At 72.9% G+C, this 21,867-nt stretch carries 21 protein-coding genes; 17 read left to right on the top strand and 4 right to left on the bottom strand.

The window, feature by feature from the left end; translation table 11 throughout:
* The first annotated feature begins 172 nt into the window (after nucleotides 1-172).
* Nucleotides 173-1,561 (top strand): endo-1,4-beta-xylanase, encoded by a 1,389-nt coding sequence (locus tag AB0M30_RS11355; protein WP_364582722.1) that lies wholly within the window; start codon nucleotides 173-175, stop codon nucleotides 1,559-1,561.
* A gap of 48 nt (nucleotides 1,562-1,609) precedes the next feature.
* Here the strand turns inward: AB0M30_RS11355 and AB0M30_RS11350 are convergent, their stop codons facing one another.
* Nucleotides 1,610-2,812: a helix-turn-helix domain-containing protein gene (locus AB0M30_RS11350; RefSeq protein ID WP_364582719.1), complete on the bottom strand. Its 1,203-nt coding sequence runs from the start codon at nucleotides 2,810-2,812 to the stop codon at nucleotides 1,610-1,612.
* A 173-nt stretch (nucleotides 2,813-2,985) separates the two neighbouring features.
* Here AB0M30_RS11350 and AB0M30_RS11345 point away from each other — a divergent pair, with 173 nt between their 5' ends.
* From AB0M30_RS11345 to AB0M30_RS11315, 7 genes are read left to right on the top strand one after another with little or no spacing between them, the layout of a single operon-like run.
* Entirely contained in the window at nucleotides 2,986-3,243 is a 258-nt protein-coding gene (locus AB0M30_RS11345) for a phosphopantetheine-binding protein (RefSeq protein WP_103342299.1), read from the top strand.
* The gene (locus AB0M30_RS11340) at nucleotides 3,240-4,487 is read left to right on the top strand and encodes a beta-ketoacyl-[acyl-carrier-protein] synthase family protein (protein WP_364582715.1); all 1,248 of its coding nucleotides are present in this window, start codon (nucleotides 3,240-3,242) and stop codon (nucleotides 4,485-4,487) included. The genes AB0M30_RS11345 and AB0M30_RS11340 overlap by 4 nt, the downstream gene beginning before the upstream one ends.
* 13 nt (nucleotides 4,488-4,500) lie before the next feature.
* The gene (locus AB0M30_RS11335) at nucleotides 4,501-5,511 is read left to right on the top strand and encodes a ketoacyl-ACP synthase III (protein WP_364582713.1); all 1,011 of its coding nucleotides are present in this window, start codon (nucleotides 4,501-4,503) and stop codon (nucleotides 5,509-5,511) included.
* Complete coding sequence (locus AB0M30_RS11330) at nucleotides 5,508-6,263, top strand: glycosyltransferase family 2 protein (RefSeq protein WP_364582711.1); 756 nt, start codon at nucleotides 5,508-5,510, stop codon at nucleotides 6,261-6,263. Before AB0M30_RS11335 ends, AB0M30_RS11330 begins: the two co-directional genes overlap by 4 nt.
* Nucleotides 6,260-7,441, top strand: a complete 1,182-nt coding sequence (locus AB0M30_RS11325; protein ID WP_364582709.1) for a cytochrome P450 — start codon at nucleotides 6,260-6,262, stop codon at nucleotides 7,439-7,441. The genes AB0M30_RS11330 and AB0M30_RS11325 overlap by 4 nt, the downstream gene beginning before the upstream one ends.
* Nucleotides 7,438-8,976 (top strand): class I adenylate-forming enzyme family protein, encoded by a 1,539-nt coding sequence (locus AB0M30_RS11320; RefSeq protein WP_364582707.1) that lies wholly within the window; start codon nucleotides 7,438-7,440, stop codon nucleotides 8,974-8,976. Before AB0M30_RS11325 ends, AB0M30_RS11320 begins: the two co-directional genes overlap by 4 nt.
* The gene (locus AB0M30_RS11315) at nucleotides 8,973-9,869 is read left to right on the top strand and encodes an NAD(P)-dependent oxidoreductase (RefSeq protein WP_364582705.1); all 897 of its coding nucleotides are present in this window, start codon (nucleotides 8,973-8,975) and stop codon (nucleotides 9,867-9,869) included. The genes AB0M30_RS11320 and AB0M30_RS11315 overlap by 4 nt, the downstream gene beginning before the upstream one ends.
* Nucleotides 9,870-9,961: 92 nt before the next feature.
* Here the strand turns inward: AB0M30_RS11315 and AB0M30_RS11310 are convergent, their stop codons facing one another.
* Entirely contained in the window at nucleotides 9,962-10,405 is a 444-nt protein-coding gene (locus AB0M30_RS11310) for a glycosyltransferase (RefSeq protein ID WP_364582702.1), read from the bottom strand.
* A 359-nt stretch (nucleotides 10,406-10,764) separates the two neighbouring features.
* Here AB0M30_RS11310 and AB0M30_RS11305 point away from each other — a divergent pair, with 359 nt between their 5' ends.
* Nucleotides 10,765-13,461, top strand: a complete 2,697-nt coding sequence (locus AB0M30_RS11305) for a BTAD domain-containing putative transcriptional regulator (RefSeq protein WP_364582700.1) — start codon at nucleotides 10,765-10,767, stop codon at nucleotides 13,459-13,461.
* 196 nt (nucleotides 13,462-13,657) lie between these two features.
* Here AB0M30_RS11305 and AB0M30_RS11300 read toward each other — a convergent pair whose 3' ends face one another.
* Nucleotides 13,658-14,623, bottom strand: coding sequence for a LysR family transcriptional regulator (locus AB0M30_RS11300; protein ID WP_364582697.1), 966 nt, complete (start codon nucleotides 14,621-14,623; stop codon nucleotides 13,658-13,660).
* A gap of 134 nt (nucleotides 14,624-14,757) precedes the next feature.
* Between AB0M30_RS11300 and AB0M30_RS11295 the strand changes: the two genes are divergently transcribed.
* The 3 genes from AB0M30_RS11295 to AB0M30_RS11285 all read left to right on the top strand — a co-directional run bounded on the left by AB0M30_RS11295 (nucleotide 14,758) and on the right by AB0M30_RS11285 (nucleotide 16,652).
* Nucleotides 14,758-15,558, top strand: coding sequence for an alpha/beta fold hydrolase (locus AB0M30_RS11295; protein WP_364582694.1), 801 nt, complete (start codon nucleotides 14,758-14,760; stop codon nucleotides 15,556-15,558).
* 4 nt (nucleotides 15,559-15,562) lie between these two features.
* Nucleotides 15,563-16,357: an SDR family oxidoreductase gene (locus AB0M30_RS11290; RefSeq protein WP_364582691.1), complete on the top strand. Its 795-nt coding sequence runs from the start codon at nucleotides 15,563-15,565 to the stop codon at nucleotides 16,355-16,357.
* Nucleotides 16,358-16,490: 133 nt separating this feature from the next.
* Nucleotides 16,491-16,652: a hypothetical protein gene (locus AB0M30_RS11285; protein WP_360175790.1), complete on the top strand. Its 162-nt coding sequence runs from the start codon at nucleotides 16,491-16,493 to the stop codon at nucleotides 16,650-16,652.
* On the opposite strand, the gene AB0M30_RS11280 is transcribed toward AB0M30_RS11285, so the two are convergent.
* Nucleotides 16,621-17,361 (bottom strand): SDR family NAD(P)-dependent oxidoreductase, encoded by a 741-nt coding sequence (locus AB0M30_RS11280; protein WP_364582688.1) that lies wholly within the window; start codon nucleotides 17,359-17,361, stop codon nucleotides 16,621-16,623. The genes AB0M30_RS11285 and AB0M30_RS11280 overlap by 32 nt on opposite strands.
* 63 nt (nucleotides 17,362-17,424) lie before the next feature.
* On the opposite strand from AB0M30_RS11280, the gene AB0M30_RS11275 reads away from it, so the two are divergent.
* From AB0M30_RS11275 to AB0M30_RS11255, 5 genes are all read left to right on the top strand, one after another.
* Nucleotides 17,425-17,874 carry a MarR family transcriptional regulator gene (locus AB0M30_RS11275; RefSeq protein WP_364582685.1) on the top strand — a complete coding sequence of 150 codons (450 nt, stop codon included), beginning with the start codon at nucleotides 17,425-17,427 and terminating at the stop codon, nucleotides 17,872-17,874.
* A gap of 241 nt (nucleotides 17,875-18,115) precedes the next feature.
* The gene (locus tag AB0M30_RS11270) at nucleotides 18,116-19,042 is read left to right on the top strand and encodes a 3-oxoacyl-[acyl-carrier-protein] synthase III C-terminal domain-containing protein (protein WP_364582682.1); all 927 of its coding nucleotides are present in this window, start codon (nucleotides 18,116-18,118) and stop codon (nucleotides 19,040-19,042) included.
* Between the two features lie 11 nt (nucleotides 19,043-19,053).
* Complete coding sequence (locus AB0M30_RS11265; protein WP_364582679.1) at nucleotides 19,054-20,349, top strand: type III PLP-dependent enzyme; 1,296 nt, start codon at nucleotides 19,054-19,056, stop codon at nucleotides 20,347-20,349.
* Between the two features lie 3 nt (nucleotides 20,350-20,352).
* Entirely contained in the window at nucleotides 20,353-21,165 is an 813-nt protein-coding gene (locus AB0M30_RS11260; protein ID WP_364582677.1) for a hypothetical protein, read from the top strand.
* 56 nt (nucleotides 21,166-21,221) lie between these two features.
* Nucleotides 21,222-21,866 carry a response regulator transcription factor gene (locus tag AB0M30_RS11255; RefSeq protein ID WP_013225874.1) on the top strand — a complete coding sequence of 215 codons (645 nt, stop codon included), beginning with the start codon at nucleotides 21,222-21,224 and terminating at the stop codon, nucleotides 21,864-21,866.
* The last annotated feature ends 1 nt before the right edge of the window (nucleotide 21,867 follow it).

Raw genomic sequence — 21,867 nt, 5'->3', positions numbered from 1 at the left:
GGGTCCCGCGCGGTACCCAGCGGCAAGATCCGGTTCCGGGTGCCAGGTAACTTTCACGGATACCGCCAGGCCGCGTTCACCGATTTCGAAAGTCGGCCGAAACTTTTTGCGTGGTGCTCCGGCGGCGTGCTCTGCTGCTGGTCAAGGGGAACTTCACCGAAGGAGACCACGAATGGCGGAAAGCTCGTCGGACCTGCGCCGCAGGCGCTGGTGGCGGTCGACGACCACTCGAGTGCTGGCGGGCGTGGCGACCGTGGCCGCGACCGCGACCGTGCTGGTGACGGCGCCCGGCGCGGACGCCGCGGCCAGCACCCTGGGCGCCGCGGCCGCGCAGTCGGGCCGGTACTTCGGCACCGCGATCGCCGCCGGCCGGCTCAGCAACTCGGCCTACACCACCATCGCGGCGCGCGAATTCAACATGGTGACGCCCGAAAACGAAATGAAGCCGGACGCGACCGAACCCAACCAGAACCAGTTCAACTTCTCGGCGGGCGACCAGGTCTACAACTGGGCGGTCAGCCACGGCTCGCGGGTCCGCGGGCACACCCTCGCCTGGCACGGGCAGCAACCCGGCTGGATGCAGAACATGGGCGGCAGCGCGCTGCGCAGCGCGATGATCAACCACATCCAGAAGGTGATGGGCCACTACCAGGGCAAGCTCGCGTACTGGGACGTCGTCAACGAGGCCTTCAACGAAGACGGCAGCCGCCGTCAGTCGAACCTGCAGGGCACCGGCAACGACTGGATCGAGGTCGCGTTCAAGACCGCCCGTGCGGCCGACCCGTCGGTCAAGCTCTGCTACAACGACTACAACATCGACAACTGGAGTTACGGCAAGACCCAGGGCGTCTACCGCATGGTCCAGGACTTCAAGTCCCGCGGTGTGCCGATCGACTGCGTGGGCCTGCAGGCCCACTTCACCGGCGGCAGCTCGGTGCCGGGCAACTTCCAGCAGACGATCTCCAGCTTCGCGGCGCTCGGCGTCGACGTGGCGCTCACCGAGGTCGACGTCACGAACTCGAACACCTCGCAGTACTCGGCGCTGACCCAGGCGTGCGTGAACGTCGCGCGCTGCGTCGGCATCACCGTGTGGGGCGTGCGGGACAGCGATTCCTGGCGGTCCAACGAAAGCCCGCTGCTGTTCGACGGCAACGGCAACAAGAAGGCCGCCTACAACTCGGTGCTGAACGTCCTCAACTCGGCCGGCCCCGGCCCGACCACGACACCGACGACACCCACGACCACCCCGACGGACACCACGACCCCGACGACCACGCCCACGACACCGGGCGGGGGCAGCTGCACCGCAACGCTTTCGGCGGGGCAGTCGTGGGGTGACCGGTACAACCTCAACGTCTCGGTCAGCGGCTCCTCGTCGTGGACGGTCACGATGAACGTGCCGAGCCCCGAGCGGATCAGCACCACCTGGAACATCAACGCCACCTGGCCCAGCAGCCAGGTGCTCATCGCGACACCCAACGGCAGCGGCAACAACTGGGGTGTCACCATCATGACCAACGGAAACCGGACCTGGCCCAGCGTCAGCTGCAGCGCTTCCTGAACCGGCGTGGGGGTGACCCGGCCGCGGAGTCCGAGCTCCGCGGCCGGGTCATTCGCGGCGCAGGTGGTCGTGGGCCAGCAGGGCCAGGCGGCAGCACAGCTGGTGGCGGTCGTCTTCCAGGGACGCCCCGGTGAGCTGCTCGAGTTTGCGCAGCCGGTTGAGCACCGTGTTGCGGTGGCAGTACAGCAGTTCGCCCGCGCGGGTGGGGGAGCGGTCCGCGCGGAACCAGGCCCGCAGGGTGTTCAGGAGGACCTGGCGCTCCTCGTCCTCGAGGTCCAGGACGCGGCCCAGGGCCCGGGCCGCCAGCCGCTGGGCCAGCCGCGGACTGGCGACGACCAGCGCCTCGGGCAGCCGGTCGTCGAGCACGGCCAGCCCCGGCACGGCCGGGGACTGCGTGTGCAGCGCGATTTCCGCCAGCTGGTAGGCGATGCCGATCTCGGCAAGGCCGTCGACCTCGCCGGACAAGCCCGCGCGATGGTGCAGATGAGGGGCCAAGAGGCCGGCCAGCCGGTCGGCGGTGTTCCCGCCCAGCTCCACCAGCCACACCACCCGGTCCCGGTACGGTGCCACGACCACGCGCACCCCCGCCGCCGCCAGCTCGGGCACCGGCACCATTTCCTCGGCCGCCAGATCGCAGACCACCAGGACCACGACGTACCGGCCGTGCCCGGGCAGGCCGAGGTCGGCCTCGGCGTCCGCGGCCACGGCCGGGTCGACGCCCCGGCCCTCGACGAGCACCCGGACCAGCCGTTCCCGGCGCCGGTTCGCCCGGGTCTGCAGCTGGATCTCGCGCGACCGGTACCCCTCGACCATCGCCGTCGAGACGCGGTCGGTCGCCTGCCACAGCACCATCACGCTGTCGACGAATTCGGCCAGCTCGTCCGGTGACCGGCGGCGGGCCGCGGTCAGCAGCATCTCCCACAGCAGCTCGGTGCCCAGCCGGAACAGGTGCAGCACCGCCTCCAGGGGCACGCCCTGTTCGGCGCGGCGGCGGCCGGTGGCCAGCGGGGCCGCGATCCAGTCGGCCCGCGTTTCGAACCCGTCGGTCATCAGGACCAGCGCGCTGCGGGCGTTGTCCATGAACGACTGCCGCATGTCCGCGGGCGCCACCCAGTCCCCGCGCGCGTAGAACGTCTTCTCCTCGACCGCACCCCGCTCGGTCAGCCGGTCGGCGAACGACGGCAGCTCGGTGAGGACGACGGCGGCCACCTCGCGGATGACCCTCCTGGACGCGTGCGGATGCCCCGGCATCCGCCGACCATAGCCCGGCGGGGTGGGCCGGTGCCGCGAACCGGTTGTGCACGGCGCACAGCCGGGCCGGAATCCGGGCCACCCGTCAGCCGTCGGTCAGCGGCCGTTGCCAGCCTCCTCGTCGTGGCCACCCGGCCCGGTATCCCGCCCCGAACCCACCCGTGAGGTAACTCGTGAGCCCTTCGGACGACGTCGAGCGCACCCTGGCCCAGCTGATCACGAAGGTGTCCGGCACCGACCCGGTGGCGATGGCCGCCGAACGCCCGCTGACCGGCCTGTCGCTGCGCGACGAACTGGACATCGACTCGCTGGCCATGGTCGAGCTGACCGACGAGATCGAGCTCAGCTACGGCCTGACGATCCCCGAGGAGGGCCTGCACCTGCTGCAGACCTTCGGCGACGTCGCCGACTACCTGCGCGCCGCGGCGTGAACAGCCCGCCGCACAACGACATCGAGGTCGTGGTCACCGGCGTCGGCGCGACCACGCCGCTGGGCGGCGACGTGCCCGCCACCTGGCGGGGACTGCTCGACGGCCGGGCCGGGGTGTCCACCTTGGACACCGAGTGGACGCGGGAGTACCGGTTCCCGGTGCGCATCGCCGCGCGGCTCGCCGTCGAGCCCGCCGAGGTACTGGACTACGTCGAGCTCAAGCGCATGGACCGGGCCGAACAGCTGGCCGTGGTCGCGGCCCGGCAGGCGTGCCGGGACGCGGACCTGGCCGAGGACACCGTGGATCCCGTGCGGTGCGGCGTGGTGATCGGCACCGGGATCGGCGGCGCGACGACGCTGGTCACCCAGCACGACGCCCTGCGGGAGCGGGGACTGCGGGCGGTGTCGCCGCAGCTGATCCCGATGGTCATGCCCAACGGGCCGGCCGCGCTGGTCGGCCTCGCGCTGCGGGCGCGGGCCGGGGTGCACGCCCCGATGTCGGCCTGCGCGTCCGGGGCCGAGGCGATCGCCTGGGCGTGGCGGATGATCGTGGCGGGGGAGGCCGACGTCGTGGTCGCGGGCGGCACGGACGCCTGCATCACGCCCGCCATCATGGCGGGGTTCACGCGGGCGCGGTCGATGAGTACCCGCAACGAAAGTCCCGGGACGGCGTCCCGGCCGTTCGACGCGGGCCGGGACGGCTTCGTGCTGGGGGAAGGCGCGGGCATCCTCGTGCTGGAGCGCGCGGACTTCGCCGCGGCGCGCGGCGCGAAGGCGTACGGCAGGATCGCCGGCGTGGGCATGAGCAACGACGCCCACCACATCACCGCGCCGGACCCGGACGGCGCCGGGCAGTGCGCCGCCATCACCACCGCGCTGCGCCGCGCGGGACTCGCGGCCGGCGACATCGGCCACGTGAACGCGCACGCGACCTCGACGCAGCTGGGCGACCTGACCGAGAGCGTCACGATCCGGCGCGTCCTCGGCGACGGCCCGGTGGTCACCGCGCCGAAGGGGGCGCTGGGGCACCTGCTCGGCGGCTCCGGTGCGGTCGAAGCCATCGCGACCGTGCTGTCGGTCCGGGACGGCCTGGTCCCGCCCACGGCCAACCTCGACACGCTCGACGACCGGATCGGTCTCGACGTCGTGGCCGGCGAGCCCCGCCGCGTCACGCTCACCGCGGCGATCAGCAACTCGTTCGGTTTCGGCGGGCACAACGTGACGCTGGCGTTCGCCGGTGTCTAGAAAGGACGGTGTCATGCACGTGGCGATCGGCGGTGTGGCCGCCTACCTGCCCCCGGCGCTGGTCGCCGACCGCGAGATCGAGGCCCGCATCGAGCGGGAGAGCCCCGGCTTCACGCCCCGGCCCGGGGCGATCCGCAAGCTCAGCGGGATCCGGACCCGGCACCGGGCCGCGCCGGGCGAACTGGCTTCGGACCTCGCCGTGGCGGCAGCCGCGAAACTGCTGTCCGATGCGGGACTGGGCGCGCACGAGGTGGACCTGCTCGTGTTCGCGTCCGCTTCCCAGGACCTCATCGAGCCGGCCACGGCGCACGTCGTGGCCGCGAAGCTCGGCGCGTCCTGCCCGGTGTTCGACGTCAAGAACGCCTGCAACAGCTTCCTCAACGGGATGCAGGTCGCGGAGGCGCTCATCCGTTCCGGGCAGTACCGCCGCATCCTGGTGTGCACCGGCGAGACCGGCTCCCGGGTGGTCCGGTGGTCGGTCGCGGACCGCGAACAGTTCGTGGACTCCCTCGCCGGCTACACCCTGTCCGACGCCGGTGCCGCGATGCTGCTGGAAGCCTCGGCCGCACCGGGCATCTTCCACCGGGACTTCTCGGCCGATTCGTCCTGCTGGGACGTCGCCTCGATTCCGGGCCACGGCGGCGCGAACTCCCGCGACCCGGTCACCGACGGCTACATGAGGGGCGACGGCCGCACCTTGATGGAGTCCGTCGTGCGCGGCATCCGGCCGCAGCTGGACGCGGCACTGGCCCGCACCGGCCTGAGCCGGGACGACTTCGCGCTCTTCTGCGTGCACCAGGTCGGTCTGCCGCACCTGCGGGTGTTCCTCGAATGCAGCGGCGTGCCGGAGGACAAGCTCGTCGTCACGATCACCGAGCACGGCAACGTCGCTTCGTGCAGCCTGCCGCTGCAGCTGAGCCTGGCGCTGGAGTCCGGCCGGTGCGGCCCGGGCGACAAGGTCGCGTTCATCGGACTGGCCGGCGGCGTCAGCGTCGGCACGGTGTTCGCGGAGCTGACGTCATGACACGCCTCTGGGTGATCATTCCCGCGTACAACGAGGAAAAGTGGATCGAGGGGCCACTGCGGTCGCTCGCCGCCCAGCGCCACCGCGACTTCACCGTGCTGGTGGTGGACAACGCGAGCACGGACGCGACCGCCGACGTCGTCCGCGAATTCGCCGCCGCCCACCCCGAGATGGACGTGCGGGTGATCAGCGAACCGCAGAAGGGCACCGGGGCCGCGTGTGACACCGGCATGCGCCAGGCCATCGAAAACGGGGCCACCCACCTGGCCCGGACCGACGCGGACTGCCTCGTCGCTCCACAGTGGACCGCGGCGGTCATGCGGGGCTTCGCGTCCGGGCTGGAGCTGGTCGGGGGCCGGTTCAAGGCGCGCACCGACGACTTCGCCGTGCCGAGGGCCGAGCGGGCCGTGCTGGCGTTCCTGGTCGGGTTCGGCGGGTACGCCGCGCGGTTCCGCCGCGCCAACCGGGGGCCGGAGTACCTCGGCCCGTACCTGTTGTGCGCGGGCGGGAACACGGCCATCACGGCGAGCCTGTACGAGCGGTGCGGCGGCTATCCGCGCTCGTGCATCGAAGAGGACCACGAGGACCGCACGCTGGTGAACCGCGTCCGGTGCGTCACCCGGGCCTACGGGCGGCGCCGGGACATGGTCGTCTACTGGTCGCAGCGGCGGACCAAGGCGTGGGGCATCCGCAACACCTTCGCCTGGTACACCAGCCACGGCTACCGCGGCGAAACGGTGGACGTCCGATGAGGGCGGCCGCGCAGGAGCTGCGGCTGCAGCTGGCGGCGCACCCGCTCGCGTACCCCGTCGTCCGCGTCCTCGGCCGGCTCGGCCCGGCGGTGCGGGTGCCCGGGCTCGGGGTCGTCGTGAACGAGGCGTCGGTGGCCCGGGAGGTGCTGACCGACACCGAGACCTTCCGCAGCGGCGGCGGCACCGAGGCGGACCTGTGGACCCCGGTCTTCGGCCCGTCGATGCTGGTCAACATGGACGGCCCGGAGCACCGGGCGATGCGGCGCAAGCTCGCCGAGTTCTTCACACCCGCCTACGTCCGCCAGCTGGTCGACGCGGCGTGCACGGAACCGCTGGCCCGCACGGCCGAGGCCCTGCGCGCCGGCCGTCCGGTGGATGTCGTGCGGACGACGAAGGTCGTCGCCGGGGCGGTGACCAGCGCGCTCGTCGGGTTCGCGGTGACCGGGTCGACGGCGGAGCGGGAGGCGGCGTACCTGCGGATGACCGGCCAGGCCACCGCGATCATCGGCCTGGTCAAGCTGGGCAAGCTGAGCCTGAGCGACCGGCAGATCGCCCGGGCCCGCGCGATCGTCGCGGACATCGGTGCCGCCACCTCGCTCGCCTGGGAAAAGGGCGACGAAACCACCGCGGTCGGGCGGATGCGCAGCTTCGGGCTCACCGAAGACGAGGCCCGGGGGCTCGCGTCGGCGTTCCTGATCGCGGGCACCGAGACGATCACCAGCCTGCTGCCCCGGATGGTCGCGGTGCTCCACGACCACGGTGCGCTGGCCGCCGTAGCCGCCGCGTACCGCGAGGGTGACACCGGGCCGATGGAGGCCGCGATCCACGAAACGGCCCGCCTGATCACCCCGGCACCGATCATCCTGCGCAACGCCGTCCGGTCCGGGCGGATCGGCGGGGTCGCCGTGCGCGCCGGGGACCGGGTCGTCTTGTCGACGCTCAACTGCGCCCGGGCGCACGGCCGGTTCGACCTCGCCCGCGCGCACCCGCCGGAGCTGCGGCGGCTGTGGTTCGGGGCGGGGCCGCACTTCTGCCTCGGCTACCCGCTGGCCATGGCCGAGATCCACGCCATCCTCGGCACCCTGGCCGGCCCCGCGGCGCTGCGGATCACCGCCCGCCGGGCCGCTCCCGGCGTGCTTTTCCCCGCCTACCGGCGCCTGGAGGTCAGCCGCGCATGAACGATTTCGTGACCCGATTCCTGAGCGCCGCCGAGGAGCGGCCCGGCGAAGTCGCCGTCATCGATCCGGACGGTCGCACGACGACCTTCGGCGAGCTGCGCCGCCTGGCGCTCGAGGTCAGCGCCGGGCTGCGGGCCGAGGGACTCGAACCCGGTGACGGCGTGCTGTTCGCCGTCCGGAACTCGGCCAGGGCGATCGGCCTGTTCCTGGGCGCGCTGCGCGCCGGCGCGGTGCTCATCTCGGCGGACACGGCCGTCGGCCCGGAGCTGGTGTCGGCGCGGCTGCGGGCCTGCCGCCCGCGCTGGCTGGTCGCGGAGTCGCTGTTCTACACGACCAGCGTGGTCGGCCCGGCCCGCACGTTCTGCCGTCGCCGCGGCTGGCCGGTGCCGGACCTGCGGCAGCCGATCGGCGATCCCGGGATCCGGCACGTCCACATCGGACGCCGGCTGCCCGGGGTGCCGCGCGCGGCCCGGTCGCTGAAGGACCTGCTCGGCCGGGAACCGGGCGCGGCTCCGGAACGGGATCCGGACGCACCCGCGCTGATCGTGTTCACCTCGGGCACCACGGAGCAGCCGAAGGGGGTCGTGCACTCGCTGCGGTCGCTCACCGCGGCGGTGACGATGCTGGGCGAGCACCTGCCGTTCGCGCCCGGGGACGTGATGCACGCCGACGGCATCATGGCCGGCCTGCCCGCGCTGCTGGGCGGCGCCCGGCTCTCCCTGCCGAAGCCGTCCGCGCCGCCCGAGCGCTTCGCGCGGGACCTCGCGGAACGACGGGTGACCCACGCCTACGGGGTGCCGGTGCACCTGGCCGAGGTGTTCGGCGTGCTCCCGGAGTGGCCCGGGCACGTCCGCCACCTCGTGATGGGGTCCGCGCCCGCGGCACCCGCGGTGCTGCGGCAGGCGATGGCCGCGGTCCCCGCCGGGCAGGTGCTCTCGATCTACGCGATGACCGAAGCGATCCCGCTCGCGGTCGCCCGCGCGGAGGACAAGCTGGCGCACATCGAGCGGGGGCTCCCGGGCGACCTGCTCGGCACGCCGTCGCCCGGGGTGACCACCCGGATCGCCGAGGACGGCGAACTGCTCGTGTCGGCCCCCAACGCCTGCCTCGGCTACCTCGGCGCGCCGCCACTGGCCGAGCTGGCCACCGGCGACCTGGCCCGGCTGGACGAGGCCGGCCGGATCGTCATGACCGGCCGCAAGAAGGACATGCTGATCCGGGGCTCGTACAACATCTACCCCGGGCTGTACGAGCCGTCGATCGCGCTGCTGGCGGGGGTCCGGGAAGCGGCGATGGTCGGGACACCCGACCCGGTGACCGGGGACGAGAGCGTGGTGCTGGCGGTCGTGGCCGACGGCGACGACGCCGACCCGGCCCGCCTCGTCCGGCGGCTCCGCAAGCAGCTGCCGGAGCTGATCGACGCCGAAGCCGTGCCCGACCGCATCGTCGTCCTGCCGGAGCTGCCCCGCTCGGGCCGGTCCCGCAAGCTCGACCGGGGCCGCCTGCGCGAGCTGATGACCGCGAGCCGGCCGTGAGGCTCGCGGTGACCGGCGCGACCGGGTTCGTCGGCGGCGCGGTCTGCCGGGCCGCCGCGGCCGAGGGCTGGCAGGTGCGCGCCTTCGGCAGGCGTGCCGAGGCGGACCCCCGGCACGTCGGCGGGGCCGCGTACCGGGCGTGGGACATCGGGGCGGCCAAGCTCGCCGACCCGCCCGAGGTCGACGCGGTGGTGCACTGCGCGGCGTCGGCGACCGACACCGGCGTGGCCCGGGAGGTGTGGCGGACCAACCTGCTCGGTACCCACCACGTGCTGGCGTCGTTCCCGGACTGCCGCATCGTCCACGTCAGCAGCGCCAGCGTCTACGACCCGTACCGGCCGACCGTGCGGGCGAAGGAGCACGAAGCTCCGGTCGACCGGTACCTCAACGCCTACGCGGCCGCCAAGGCCGCGGCCGAGCAGCTCGTGCTGACCATCGCCCGCGACGCGGTCGTCCTGCGGCCCCACGCCGTGTACGGCGCCGGGGACACCACCCTCCTGCCGAGGCTGCTGCAGAACGTGCGGGGTACCCGGCTGCTGGTGCCCGGCACCGGCCGGGTGCTGGTCAGCATGACCGAGGTGGGCGGCCTGGCCCGCGCCTGCGTGCTCGCCGCGACGGCCGAACCGGGGTGGCCGCGGGTGTTCAACATCGCCGACAGCGCCCCGGTGCCGATCGACTGGGCGCTGCGCGGCCTGCTGGCCTCGGCGGGCGTGCGGGTGCGGCCGGTCTACGTGCCGGCCCGCGTGCTGTCTCCGCTCGCCCGCCTGTTCCCGGGCGGGCGGCTGAACCGGTACGTCATCAGCCAGTTCGCGGTGGAACGCACGCTGGACATCACCGCGGCGATCGACCGGCTCGGCTACCGGCCGGCACCCACGGCGTTCCCGGCGCGGTGAGGCGTGGTGGGTGCGGAGCTGGGGTCCGCACCCACCACGGCACCGGGGCCGCCTCCGCGCTCCTGAGCTGCGGTTTCGGTCGCGGTGGCGGCTCACCGCGGGAGGGCGACGGGCGCCGGACGGCGCGCGACGTCGAGGTACACCCCCTCGAAGGTGTCCACTGTGGAATCCAGGTCGTGCGCGGCGATCAGTTCGAGGCTGGTCTGGCCCATCGCCCTCCGGGCGGGCTCGTCGGCCACGACCGGCTTGCCCGCGGCCATCGTCGCCAGGCTCCGCAGCTCGGCGGTGCCGGGCATGCAGAACACGGCGTACCGCCGGTAGGCCCGCACCAGCTCCTCGTCCGGGACGAACCCGTGGAAGGTCACCCGCTCCGCGATGCCCAGCCGGGCGGCCGGCGCCTCCAGCCGGGCGCGTTCGCTGCCGTCGCCGACGAGCTCGACCCGCACCTCCGGGGGCAGCGCGACGGTGGCTTCCAGGAGTTCGTGGGACGGCCCGGCGTAGTGCGCGCGGTCGACCCCGCAGGAGATCGCCAGCACCGGCCGGTTCAGGCCGTTGCGTTCGAGCAGCCCGGCCGCCCGGGGCGTCGGGGTGGTGCAGACGGTCCTCGTCGTCGGCGATCACGATCAGCACGCTGCCGATTGTCCGAGGCGGGCGGAGCGGCGGCCAGGCGAGGTTTTAAGAAAGCTAAGAACTCGCCGCTGTCATCACCGGGCGGTCCCGGCGGAGGGCGCGACCCCCAACGACGCGCCCGCCACCGGGTCGCCCCGGCATTCCCCCTCGTTCACCGTGCCCCTAGGGTTCCGGACGCCGTCCTCGTTTCGTCCTCGCGCCGGCATTCCGCCGCTCCACCTGCGCGTTCCGAAGCCGGGCCGGCCTTGACGACCAGGGGGTTGCGATGAGGTTCCGGATTCTCGGAACGCTGGAAGTGACGGCGTACGGGAGCCGGGTCGCGCTGGCGAGCCCGCGGCAGCAGCGCGCGCTCGCCGTGCTGCTGCTCAACGCCGGCGCTGTCGTGCCGGTGGAGCGCATGATCGACGCGCTCTGGGACGACGAGCCGCCGGCGACGGCCGTGAAGCAGGTGCGCAACTGCGTTTCCGCGTTGCGGGGCCGGCTCGGCGAGCTCGGCGGGGCGATCGTCACCGATGGTCCCGGGTACCGCCTGCAGATCGACGCCGACGATCTCGACTCCCTCCGCTTCCGCCGGCACGTCGCGGTGGCCCGGGGACTGGCCGGGCAGGCCAAGCTCGCCGACGCCGTCGGCGAAATCCGCACCGCGCTCGCCCTGTGGCGTGGTCCCGCGCTCGACGGGCTGCGGACGGCCACGCTCGCCGGCCGGGCCGCGCTGCTCGACGAACAACGCGCCGACGCGGTCGAACTCTGTGCCGAATGGCGGCTGCGGCTCGGCGAAACGGGGGAAGTCGTCCGCGAGCTGACGGAGTTCTGCGGCGAGCACCCGACGCGCGAGCTGTCCCACCTGCTCCTGATGCGCGCCCTCGCGAAGGAAGGCCGCTACGCCGAAGCCTCGACGCTGTTCCACGGCCTGCGCCGGCGGCTGGCCGACGAACTCGGCGTCGACCCGAATCCCGACCTGCGGCGGCTCCACGAGCAGATCCTCGCCGAGGCCACGCCCGGCGCCGAAGATCCCGAACCGGAACCCCCGGCGCAGCACCAGTTCGACCGGGCGGTCACCGAGCTGGCCGAGGCCGTCACGTGGCAGTGGCGCGCGGAAGCCGAGCTGCGGTCGCTGCACCGGCCACAGCCGATCCGGCTGCGCTGGTCGGCGGTCGCGCGTCCCGGGAAACCCGCGCCGCGCGGCGACCTCGACGACATCGCGGCGACGTTCACCGCGTTGCCCGCGCGGCAGCTGGTCGTGCTGGGCGATCCCGGCTCGGGCAAGTCGGTGCTCGCCCTGATGCTGACCCTGGAGCTGCTGCGCACCCGCACCCCGGACGCCCCCGTCCCGGTCCTGTTGTCGCTGGCGTCGTGGGACCCGCGGCGGGAGCACCTCGACCGGTGGCTGGCGGCCCGGCTCGCCGACAACCACCCGGCCCTGCTCAACGTCCGCGAGTACGGGCCCGGCGCCCCGACCCGGCTCGTCCTCGGCGGCCACGTCGTCCCGGTGCTCGACGGCCTCGACGAGATGCCGGCCGACCTGCGCGTCGCCGCGCTGGACGCCCTGGACCAGACCATGGGCGTGGGCCGCTCGCTGGTGCTCACCTGCCGGTCCGCCGAGTACGAGCAGGCGACGCGCGAGTCCGGCACGGTGCTGGCCGCTGCCACGGTGGTGCGGCTCGAACCGGTCGTGCGGCAGGAGGCGATCACCTACCTGTCCGCGCGGCAGGGCGAGGACCGCTGGCTTCCCGTCGCCGACCGGTTACGCCGCGATCCGGACGCCGCCCTGGCCCGGGTGCTGCGGACGCCGTTGATGGTCGACCTCGCGCGGATCGGCTACGGCCGGCCGCCGGCCGATCCCGCGGAACTGCTCGCCACCGAAGACGCCGCGGCCCTCGAAGGGCAGCTGCTCGACTCCTTCGTCCCCAACGCCTACGCGGCGGTGCCGCGGTCACCGGGGCGGAACCCGAAGACGAGCCCCTCCGGGCGCTACACCGCGGAGCAGGCCACCCGCTGGCTCGGGTTCCTGGCCCGGCACCTCGAACGCGCGCGCAGCCGCGACCTGGCCTGGTGGCAGCTGTACCGCGCGGTGCCCGCCGGCACCCGGTCGGTCCTGGTCGGCGTGCTGGTCGCGGTGTTCTTCGTGATCACCGGCTGGGTCGACGACGGACCGGTGCTGGCGGCGGTCTACGGGTTGTCGTTCGGTGGCGCCGCCGGCTTGTCCCACCGCTTCGGCCGGCCACCGGAGCCGCTGCGCACGGAGCTGCGGTTCGCCGGCGCCGCCCGGAAGTTCGCCGGCCGCTTCGCGATCGGTGCCGTGGTGGGTGTCCTGCTCGGCCTGGGCTGGTCGCTGGCGGCCGGCCTGGTGGTCTTCCTGGCGCTGGTGTTCGGCCTGGTGTTCGCGGTGCACGTGTGGCTGGCGAAACCGGTCGACGCGAGCCGCGTGTCGAGCCCGGGGACGATCCTGCGCAACGAACGGACCGGCGCGATCGCGCTGTCGGTGTCGTTCCTGGTGTCCTTGGGGCTGTTCGACGGGATGGCGTTCGCGTTCACGGCGCAGACGCGGTTCCTCCCGGTGCTCGGCGGCCGTTTCGACTTGGCGCTGGCCGTCGCGGCCGGGGTGGCGGGCGCGTCGTTCGGGTTCTTCATGGGCCGCGGCGTGGCGGCGGCGTGCTACGGCGTGGCGGCCGCGCTGGCGGGCGGCCAGGTGTTCCCGGCGGCGACGAACGCGGTGACCCCGGTCGTGGCCGGCGTGTGCTTCGGCGTGGGGATCGGCATGACGGTCCTGGTGACCCGGGCCTGGGGCAACTACTTCGTCCACCACCTCTGGCTGGCGGCGACCGGCCGCTTGCCGTGGCGGCTGATGCACTTCCTCGACGACGCCCACCGGCGCGGGGTGCTCAGGCAGGCCGGGGGCGTGTACCAGTTCCGCCACGCGCGGGTGCAGGAGCGGCTGGCCGCCGTCACCGGCGACGACTAGGGCGAGCTTCGCTCGGCGCGGCGTTCGGCTTCGGCCACCGCCGTCGTCATCACGGCGAACACCGTCTGCGGGCCGGCGCTCCGGGCGAGCAGCCCCGCCCGCGAGCGTGACGTTGGAGACGATGCGGCCGACCCCGCCGAGGAAGAAGGAGATACCGGTGGCGCGTGCCGTGCCCAGCACGCGCTCGTCCCGTCCCTCACCCGGTGGCGACGGCGAGGTCCTCCGGCGGCGCCCAAAGCGGCACCCCGTCCGCCCGCTCGGGCTGCAGCCAGTGCAGCCGCACCGCGAGCTCCTCGGCCACTTCCAGGAACGTCCGGACGGTCTCCGGCCGCTCGCCCTCCCGCCAGGCCAGCGACCACGGGTACACCGGCTGCAGCTCCCGCGGCCGGGACGTCGGGATCCCGAGATCCTCGTAGCGCCGGGCGTAGCTGTCGAACTCCAGCAGGTAAGCGCTGTCCGGCGCGCGGGTGAGCGCGGCGTGGCACGTGCCGAACGTGCCCGGGTTGCCCAGCCAGCGCAGGGCCAGCCCCGTGTGCTGCTCCAGCGAACTCAAGTACCGGCCGTGCACGTTGTACAGCGCCGTGCCGGGTGCGTCCGCGAAGACCTCGATCGGCCGCTCGTGCACCGACACCGCCGCGCGGCGGGGGTCGCCGGGCCGGCCGACCAGGCGGAACGGCTCCAGCCGCAGCAGCCGGTGCCGCCAGCCCGTCGGGTGGGCCGCCTTCATCGCCCCGGTGACGCGGATGATCGCCACGTCCAGGTGGTCCTCGAGCAGCGCCGTGAGCTGGCGCGCGCTGTCCATCTGGCTCTGGACGAGCCGGACGGCGGGGTGGGCGGCGAGGAACGCGTCCGCCACCAGCCGGCTCGTGTCCAGCTCGAAGATGTGGGCGATCCGCAGGTGGTGCGGGGCGGGTTCGCGCAGCATCTGGTCCGCGGTCGCGAGCAGCTGCCGGGCCAGGTGCAGGAACCGGTCGCCGCGCGGGGTCAGGGCCACGTGGCGGCTGTCGCGGACCAGCAGGGCGCCGCCGACGTCGGTTTCGAGCTTGCGGATCTGCTTGGACAGCGTCGGCTGGCTGATGAACAGCTTCGCCGCCGCCCGGCCGAAGTGCAGTTCGTCGGCGACGGTGACGAAGTACCGCACCAGCCTGAGGTCGAGGTCCATGCGGGCCTTCCGCGCCGAGGGTCGGGAGCGCCAACGATGCCACCACGGCTATCGATCCGGGCACGACGGGTCTTGGACGCCCGGGCGTCCGTCGGGTTGGCTTCGGGGACCACCCGGGCGAACTGGAGGATCCGATGGCCGAGCCGGGCACCCCCGTCGTGTTCATCCACGGGCTGTGGCTGCACGCCACCTCGTGGACCCCTTGGATCGACCACTTCCGGGCGGCCGGGTACGCGCCCGTCGCGCCCGGCTGGCCGCACGAGCCCGAAACCGTCGAACTGGCCCGGGAAAACCCGGACGCCGTCGCGGACACCGGTATCGACGACGCCACCGGCCACTTCGCGTCGATCATCGCCGGTCTCGAGCGGCCACCGGTGATCATCGGGCACTCCTTCGGCGGCCTGATCACCGAAAAGCTGCTGGGGCAGGGGATCGGCCTCGCCGGTGTCGCCATCGATCCCGCCCAGATCAAAGGCGTCCTGCCGCTGCCGCTGGCCCAGCTGCGGGCCGGCCTGCCGGCCCTGGGCAACCCGGCGAACCTCCACCGGTCGGTGTCGCTGACCGAGAAGGAGTTCCGGTTCGGCTTCGGCAACGCGCTGACCGACGAGGAGTCGTCGGCGCTGTACCGGCGCTGGACGATCCCGTCCCCGGCCCGGCCGCTGTTCCAGGCGGCGGCCGCGAACTTCGTGCTGCACTCCCAGGCCGCGGTCGACACCGGCCGCGCGGACCGCGGCCCGCTCCTGCTGGTCTCCGGGACGGCGGACCACACCGTCCCCGACGTCGTCACCCGCTCGACCTTCAAGCAGTACCGGGATTCCACCGCGGTCACCGAGCTGAAGCAGTTCGAGGGCCGGGGACACTCGCTCACCATCGACAGCGGCTGGCGCGAGGTCGCCGACGCCGTGCTCGGCTGGCTGCGCGAGCAGGGGATCTGAGCCCGTGGACCTCGGATTGGCCGGCGCGGTCGCCGTCGTCACCGGAGCCAGCCGTGGCATCGGCCTGGCCGTCACCGAAGCCCTCGTCGCGGAAGGCGCCCACGTCGTGGCCGGCGCGCGGGTGCCGGGACCGGACCTGGACGCCCTCGTCCAGGCGGGGAAAGCGCACGCGCTCGCCGTCGACCTCGGCACCGCCGACGGCCCGGGCCGGCTCGCCGAGCTGGCCCTGGCCGAGTTCGGGCGCATCGACGTCCTGGTCAACAACGTCGGCGCCGTCGCCCCGCGGCCGAACGGCTTCCTGCTGGTCACCGACGACGAGTGGCTGCGGTCGGTGACGCTGAACCTGCTGAGCGCGGTCCGGGCGACGCGGGCGGTGCTGCCGACGATGGTGACCGCGGGCCGGGGCAGCATCGTCACGGTCGCCTCGGTCAACGCGATCCTGCCGGACCCCGGCGTCATCGACTACAGCGCGGCGAAAGCGGCGCTGGTCAACTTCACGAAGTCGGTGTCGAAGGAGTTCGGGCCGCGCGGCATCCGCGCCAACGCGATCAACCCGGGCCCGGTCGCGACGGACCTGTGGCTCGGCGCCGGCGGGGTGGCCGAAACCCTCGCCGCCACCACCGGCGCGAACCCGGACTCGGTCGCCGAGGAGGCGGCCGGGCACGCCGTCACCGGCCGGTTCACCCGGCCCGCGGAAGTGGCGAACCTGGTCGCGTTCCTGGCCAGCGACCGGGTGGCGGGCAACATCACCGGCGCCACCCTCGCCATCGACGGCGGCTACGCCACGGAAACCCATTGAGCGCCGGCTCGGTTCGGGCGGCCGGCGTCCGCGGACGACGTGGCCCGTCGGCCGGTCCCCGGAAGTGCGTGTTCGGGAGTAGACACCCCGGCCACGGGGTATTTCCCTCCTGACCGTTCAGAAGGGAATCGCCATGGGAATCCTCGTCGCCCTGCTCGTGGTCTGGGCCGTCCTGGTCGTGCTCGGCATCGTCGTCAAGAGCCTGTTCTGGCTGATCATCGTGGGCGCGGTGCTGTTCGTCGCGACCGGCGTGATCGGGTTCGTCAAGCGCGAAGCGCTGGGTCGCCGGCACTGAGCAGGGCGCCGGTCGGCCCGCCGGCCGGCAGGGTCGCCGCGTGGACGACGTCGAGGGCCGCTTCCGCGGGGGAGCGGTCGGCGGCGTCGTCGCCGCGTTCGGGGTGGGTGGCGACCGAGCCGGGGTCGACGGCGTTGACCAGGATGCCGGTTTCGCGCAGTTCGGCCGCGAGGGTCGCGGTGAAGGCGTTGAGGGCGTACTTGGCCAGGGAATAGCCGGGGGACCGGACGCCTTCGCGGAGGCCGGTCCCGGCGGCGATCTGCGCGGCGGCACCGCTGGAGACGTTGACGATCCGGGCGGCGGGGGCGGCCCGCAGCAGCGGCAGGCAGGCCTGCACGAGCGCCCAGCTGCCGAGGACGTCGACGTCGTAGGCGGTGCGGGCCTCGGTGAGGTCGGCGCCCAGCAGGGACGTCGCGGTGAAGTCGGGCATGGCGGCGGCGTTGTTCACCAGGACGTCGAGCCGGCCGGCGAGGCCGCGCAGGAATTCCGCGCACGCGGCGACGTCGGCCGCGGCGGTGACGTCGAGGCGCACCGCGCCGGCGGAGAGTCCTTCGCCGGCGAGCTGCCGGGCCAGCGCGCGGGTCCGCTCGGGGTGCCGGCCGGCGAGGACGACGTGGTGGCCGCGGACGGCGAGCTCGCGGGCGACGGCGAAGCCGAGCCCCTCCGGGCGGCTCGCGCCGGTGACCAGCGCGATCGGAAGTTCATTCATGACCCATACTGTAGGGTGACCCTACAATTATGCCGACCGGCGGGTCGCCCTATGCTCGCCGCCATGTCCGCTTCCTCGTCCGAACGGCCCCGCGCGTTGCTGCGCTGGCCCACCTACGTGATGGGCCAGCTGCACCGCAGCGGCGTCGGCCGGATCGACACGGCACTGGCCGGCCACGGGGTCGCCCTGCGCGACTACTACGTCCTGGTCTGCATCGGCGAGTCCGGTCCGCTGTCGCAGCAGCGCGTCGCGGACCGGCTCGGCCTGGACCGCAGCGACCTGGTGAAGGTGCTCGACCGGCTGGAGGCGGCGGGCTGGGTGTCGCGGAAGCGCGACACCGAGGACCGCCGCCGGCACGTCCTCACCCTCACCGAGCGCGGCCACGCGACGGTGGGGAAGGTCGAGGAGGTTTCGAGCGCGGTGACCGGGGAGCTGCTGGCCCGGTTGAGCCCGGGTGAGCGGGAGACGTTGCATCGGTTGCTGTTGAAGGCTTTCGGGGAGCCACCGGCCTGAGCCGGCCTGGTCCGGTCGCCGCGGTGGGGCCGGGCTGTTGCCTGAGCGGGCGGTGAGGCCGGCGCGGGATCCGGGTGATGCGACGGCGGAAGCCGAAGCGCCGGCGGAACTGCCGTTACCCCGCCGGAAAATCCACGCCTGATCCGCGGGTCAGCGGCCGGTCAGTGCCTCGTCAGCGGACGCCGCGATTCTGGGCCGGACCGAGAAACCGGTGGCGGACCCGAGGGGAGTTGACGGTGCGATGACTTCGCTGGTGGCGGTGTCCACTTACGTGCCCACGACCGTGGCGATCGAATCGCTGCAGGACGAGCTGGGCCTCTCGGCCGGGCAATTGCGCCGGTTCCGGCGGATGTACGGCCTCGACGAGGTCTGCCGGTCGGACGAGTCCGAAGCGGACATGATCCTCGGTGCGGTCAGCAAGCTCGATTCCCTGCGGGGCCGGGAAGAGCGCGTCCGGTACGTCGTGCGCGCCAAGACGATGCCGGCCGCGAACCCGTACCCCGTCGACCCGATGGTCGACGTGCGGGAGGCGCTCGGGCTCACCCACGCCACCCTGTTCACCCTCACCGACCACGCCTGCGCCTCCGGGCTGCTCGCCGTCGACCTGTGCGGCACGCTGCTGGCCGCCGACGGCGATCCCGATGCGCTCGCGCTGATCCTCACCGGCGAAAAGGCGTTCACCCACTCCGCGCAGGTCATTCCCGATACCGCGATCATGGGGGAGGCCACCGCCGCGGTGCTCGTCGGGCCGGGCGAGGACCAGGACACCCTGATCGGCTACGCCACCACCACGCTCGGCGGCCCGGGTGGCGAAGTCATCCTCGACGACGACCAGGCCGCCGAGTTCCGGCAGATCTACCCCGGCACGGTCGCCGACATCGCGCTCGAAGCCATCGCGGCCGCCGGGCTGACCGTCGACGACATCGACCTGGTGCTGCCGCACAACGTCAACAAGATCTCCTGGGTCCGCGCGAGCGCGGCGCTGGGCATCCCGCGCTCGAAGATCTTCCTGCAGAACGTCGGGACGACCGGGCACTGCTTCTGCGCCGACCCCTTTCTCAATTACCACGCCGCCAACGGTCTCGGTTTGATCGCGCCCGGCGCCCGCTACCTGATGATTTCCGTCGGCCTGGGGTCGACGTTCTCCGCCATGGTCTTCCGGAAATGAGGAGCACTGCAATGAGTGTCGAATTCGAGATCTCGGGCGTCGGCATCGCCGAACTCGCGGAGCGTTACGGCACCCCGCTCTTCGTCTACGACGGTGACGAACTGGGCGGCCGGCTGCTGGGTCTTCGCGAGCAGCTGCACCCGCGGCTGGAGATCTTCTATTCGCTGAAGTCCAATCCGAACATCTCGGTGTGCGCGCTGCTGCACGCCCACGGTGCCCGGGCCGAAGTGTCGTCGATGGCCGAACTGATCACCGCGCGCCGGGCCGGGGTCGCCGGCGAGGACATCATCTTTCTCGGCCCCGGCAAGAGCACCTCGGAACTGGCTGCCTGCCTGGACGAAGACGTCTACACGGTGGTCTGTGAATCGTTCGGCGAGCTGGCGGTCCTCGACGGGCTCGCGCGCGAACGCGGGATCGAAGCGCGGGTCACCCTGCGCGTGAACCCCAGCTTCGCGGTCAAGGGCTCGGGCCTCACCATGGGCGGCAAGCCGCGCCAGTTCGGCATCGACGAAGAACAGCTGCTCGCCGCCACCGACCTCGCCGACCGGCACCCGAACCTGCGGCTGATGGGCGTGCAGGTCTACATGGGCACCCGGATCCTGGACGAGGAGCCGATCGTCGAAAACACGCGGCGGATCTTCGAACTCGCCGAACGCGTTTCGCGGCAGCTCGGGTTCCCGCTGGACATGGTCGACGTCGGCGGCGGCCTCGGGGTCGCGTACTTCGACGGCGAGAAGGACCTCGACCGCGATCTGCTCGCCGCGATGCTCAACCCGGTCATCGACGAGTTCGCGCAGCGGCACCCGGCGACGCGGCTGGTCATGGAGCTCGGCCGGTACCTGACCGCCACCTCCGGGACCTACGTCGTCCGCGTCCGCTACACCAAGACCTCGCTGGGGCAGAACTTCGCCGTCGCCGACGGTGGCACGAACCACCACATGGCCGCCGTCGGCATCGGGTCCTACGTCAAGCGCGACTTCCCGATCCGGCTGCTCAACCGCATCGACGAACCCGCCACCGAAACCTGGCAGGTGACCGGCCCGCTGTGCACGCCCAACGACGTGCTCGCCAAGAAGGCCGCGCTGCCGCCGGTCCGCCCGGGCGACCTGATCGGTGTCACGCGATCCGGTGCCTACGGCCCGACGGCGTCACCGGTGCTCTTCCTCAGCCACGGCTACCCGGCCGAAGTCATCGTCCACGGTGGACGCCACTACCTCGTCAGCGAGCGCGACGAGCCCGCGGACCTGCTGCGCCGCCAGCACCTGCACGAGTTCGCGCCGCCGGTCGCCGTGGGCGCGGAGCGCTAGGCGATGTACCGCGCGTCCACGACCACCCTGTCCGCCACGCCATCGCCGGGCCTGCAGCCGTTGCCGCTGCGCCTGGCGCTGGCGACCCGGCGTGAATTCGCACCCGGCGAGCGCGAAATCGACGTTCCCGCGCTGCACCGGTACTTCGCCGACCTCAGCCGCGGGCACGACATCGGCTTCCGGCCCGGCCGGGTGACGCGGGCGCGCGGCAACCCCTTCCTCGCGATGGCCCGCGAACTGCTCGCCGGGCAGCTGTCCGGCGAGCGGATCGACCTCGCGATCGTCGCGCACGCGGCGCCGGAGTTCGACCCGCGGCTGTCGGCGCCGGTGAACCTCACCGCCGTGCTCCCCGGGCACCCGCTGGTGTTTTCCGTTTCGGGGCAGGGAAGCCTGGCCCCGTTCACCGCGCTGCGCATCGCCGGTTCCTACGCTCGGCGCCACGAGTACCGGCGTGTCCTCGTCCTGATCATGGACCAGGGCGTCACGCCGTACGACGTGCCCGGCCGGATCGGCGACGCCGCCACGGCCCTGCTGTTCGAGACGGGCGGGCGCCGGACGGTCCGCGTCGGCTACGAACCCGAAGTGGCGCCGGACGCCCTGCCGGAGTTCGAGCCGGCGGAAACGGTCGTCATCGGCAGCGGGCTCGCCCGGGCGGCGGGTGCTTGGCCGGGGGCGATCGTCGCGCCGCCCGAGTTCCCGTGCACCGGGCTCTGGGCGCCGCTCGCCGCCGCCCCGGCCGCCGGCCCGGTGCTGCTGGCCGACTACGACCCGCGCCGCGGTGCGCTGGGGATCTGCGTGGTGGCCGGGTCCGACTGACGCGGCCCCTATGATGAGGGTCGTCGTGGTCGGGCTCGAAGCGGGGGACGGACAAAGTGCGCGTGGTCATCGGTGAAGACCAGTTCCTGCTCAGGGACGGTCTGGTGCGGCTGCTCGAAGCGCACGAATTCGAGGTCAGCGCGGCGGTGGACAACGGGCCGGACCTGCTGGAAGCGATGCTGCGCGAACGGCCCGACATCGCGATCGTCGACATCCGGCTGCCGCCGTCGTTCACCGACGAGGGCCTGCGCGCCGCGATCGAAGCGCGCCGCCGGATCTCGGGCTTCCCGGTGCTCGTCCTCTCGCAATACGTGGAACGGCTGTACGCCGACGAACTCCTCGCGGACGGCGAGGGCTCGGTCGGCTACCTGCTCAAGGACCGCGTGTTCCACGGCGACCAGTTCGTGGACGCCGTCCGCCAGGTCGCTCTCGGAGGCACGGTGATGGACCCCGACGTCGTGACCCGGCTGCTGACGCACAACACCCGCGACGACCGCCTGGAGCGGCTGACCGCCCGGGAGCGCGAAGTCCTCAAGCTGATGGCCGAAGGGCGGTCCAACAGCAACATCGCGGGCGAGCTGGTCATCTCCGAGAAGGCCGTTTCCAAGCACATCAACAACATCCTCGCCAAGCTGAACCTGCCGCAGTCCGAGGACGCCAACCGGCGAGTCCTGGCGGTGCTGGCCTACCTGAAGCACTGAC

It is taken from the genome of Amycolatopsis sp. NPDC051716 (genome assembly GCF_040681595.1).
Lineage (GTDB): Bacteria > Actinomycetota > Actinomycetes > Mycobacteriales > Pseudonocardiaceae > Amycolatopsis.
This window is presented reverse-complemented; position numbering and strand designations above follow the sequence as displayed.

What these genes read in the sequence shown, in the direction of transcription:
- AB0M30_RS11355 (WP_364582722.1), top strand. Translation starts at nt 173, where the DNA reads ATGGCGGAAAGCTCGTCGGACCTGCGCCGCAGGCGCTGGTGGCGGTCG.
- AB0M30_RS11350 (WP_364582719.1), bottom strand. Translation starts at nt 2,812, where the DNA reads ATGCCGGGGCATCCGCACGCGTCCAGGAGGGTCATCCGCGAGGTGGCC.
- AB0M30_RS11335 (WP_364582713.1), top strand. Translation starts at nt 4,501, where the DNA reads ATGCACGTGGCGATCGGCGGTGTGGCCGCCTACCTGCCCCCGGCGCTG.
- AB0M30_RS11330 (WP_364582711.1), top strand. Translation starts at nt 5,508, where the DNA reads ATGACACGCCTCTGGGTGATCATTCCCGCGTACAACGAGGAAAAGTGG.
- AB0M30_RS11325 (WP_364582709.1), top strand. Translation starts at nt 6,260, where the DNA reads ATGAGGGCGGCCGCGCAGGAGCTGCGGCTGCAGCTGGCGGCGCACCCG.
- AB0M30_RS11320 (WP_364582707.1), top strand. Translation starts at nt 7,438, where the DNA reads ATGAACGATTTCGTGACCCGATTCCTGAGCGCCGCCGAGGAGCGGCCC.
- AB0M30_RS11305 (WP_364582700.1), top strand. Translation starts at nt 10,765, where the DNA reads ATGAGGTTCCGGATTCTCGGAACGCTGGAAGTGACGGCGTACGGGAGC.
- AB0M30_RS11300 (WP_364582697.1), bottom strand. Translation starts at nt 14,623, where the DNA reads ATGGACCTCGACCTCAGGCTGGTGCGGTACTTCGTCACCGTCGCCGAC.
- AB0M30_RS11295 (WP_364582694.1), top strand. Translation starts at nt 14,758, where the DNA reads ATGGCCGAGCCGGGCACCCCCGTCGTGTTCATCCACGGGCTGTGGCTG.
- AB0M30_RS11285 (WP_360175790.1), top strand. Translation starts at nt 16,491, where the DNA reads ATGGGAATCCTCGTCGCCCTGCTCGTGGTCTGGGCCGTCCTGGTCGTG.
- AB0M30_RS11280 (WP_364582688.1), bottom strand. Translation starts at nt 17,361, where the DNA reads ATGAATGAACTTCCGATCGCGCTGGTCACCGGCGCGAGCCGCCCGGAG.
- AB0M30_RS11275 (WP_364582685.1), top strand. Translation starts at nt 17,425, where the DNA reads ATGTCCGCTTCCTCGTCCGAACGGCCCCGCGCGTTGCTGCGCTGGCCC.
- AB0M30_RS11270 (WP_364582682.1), top strand. Translation starts at nt 18,116, where the DNA reads ATGACTTCGCTGGTGGCGGTGTCCACTTACGTGCCCACGACCGTGGCG.
- AB0M30_RS11265 (WP_364582679.1), top strand. Translation starts at nt 19,054, where the DNA reads ATGAGTGTCGAATTCGAGATCTCGGGCGTCGGCATCGCCGAACTCGCG.
- AB0M30_RS11260 (WP_364582677.1), top strand. Translation starts at nt 20,353, where the DNA reads ATGTACCGCGCGTCCACGACCACCCTGTCCGCCACGCCATCGCCGGGC.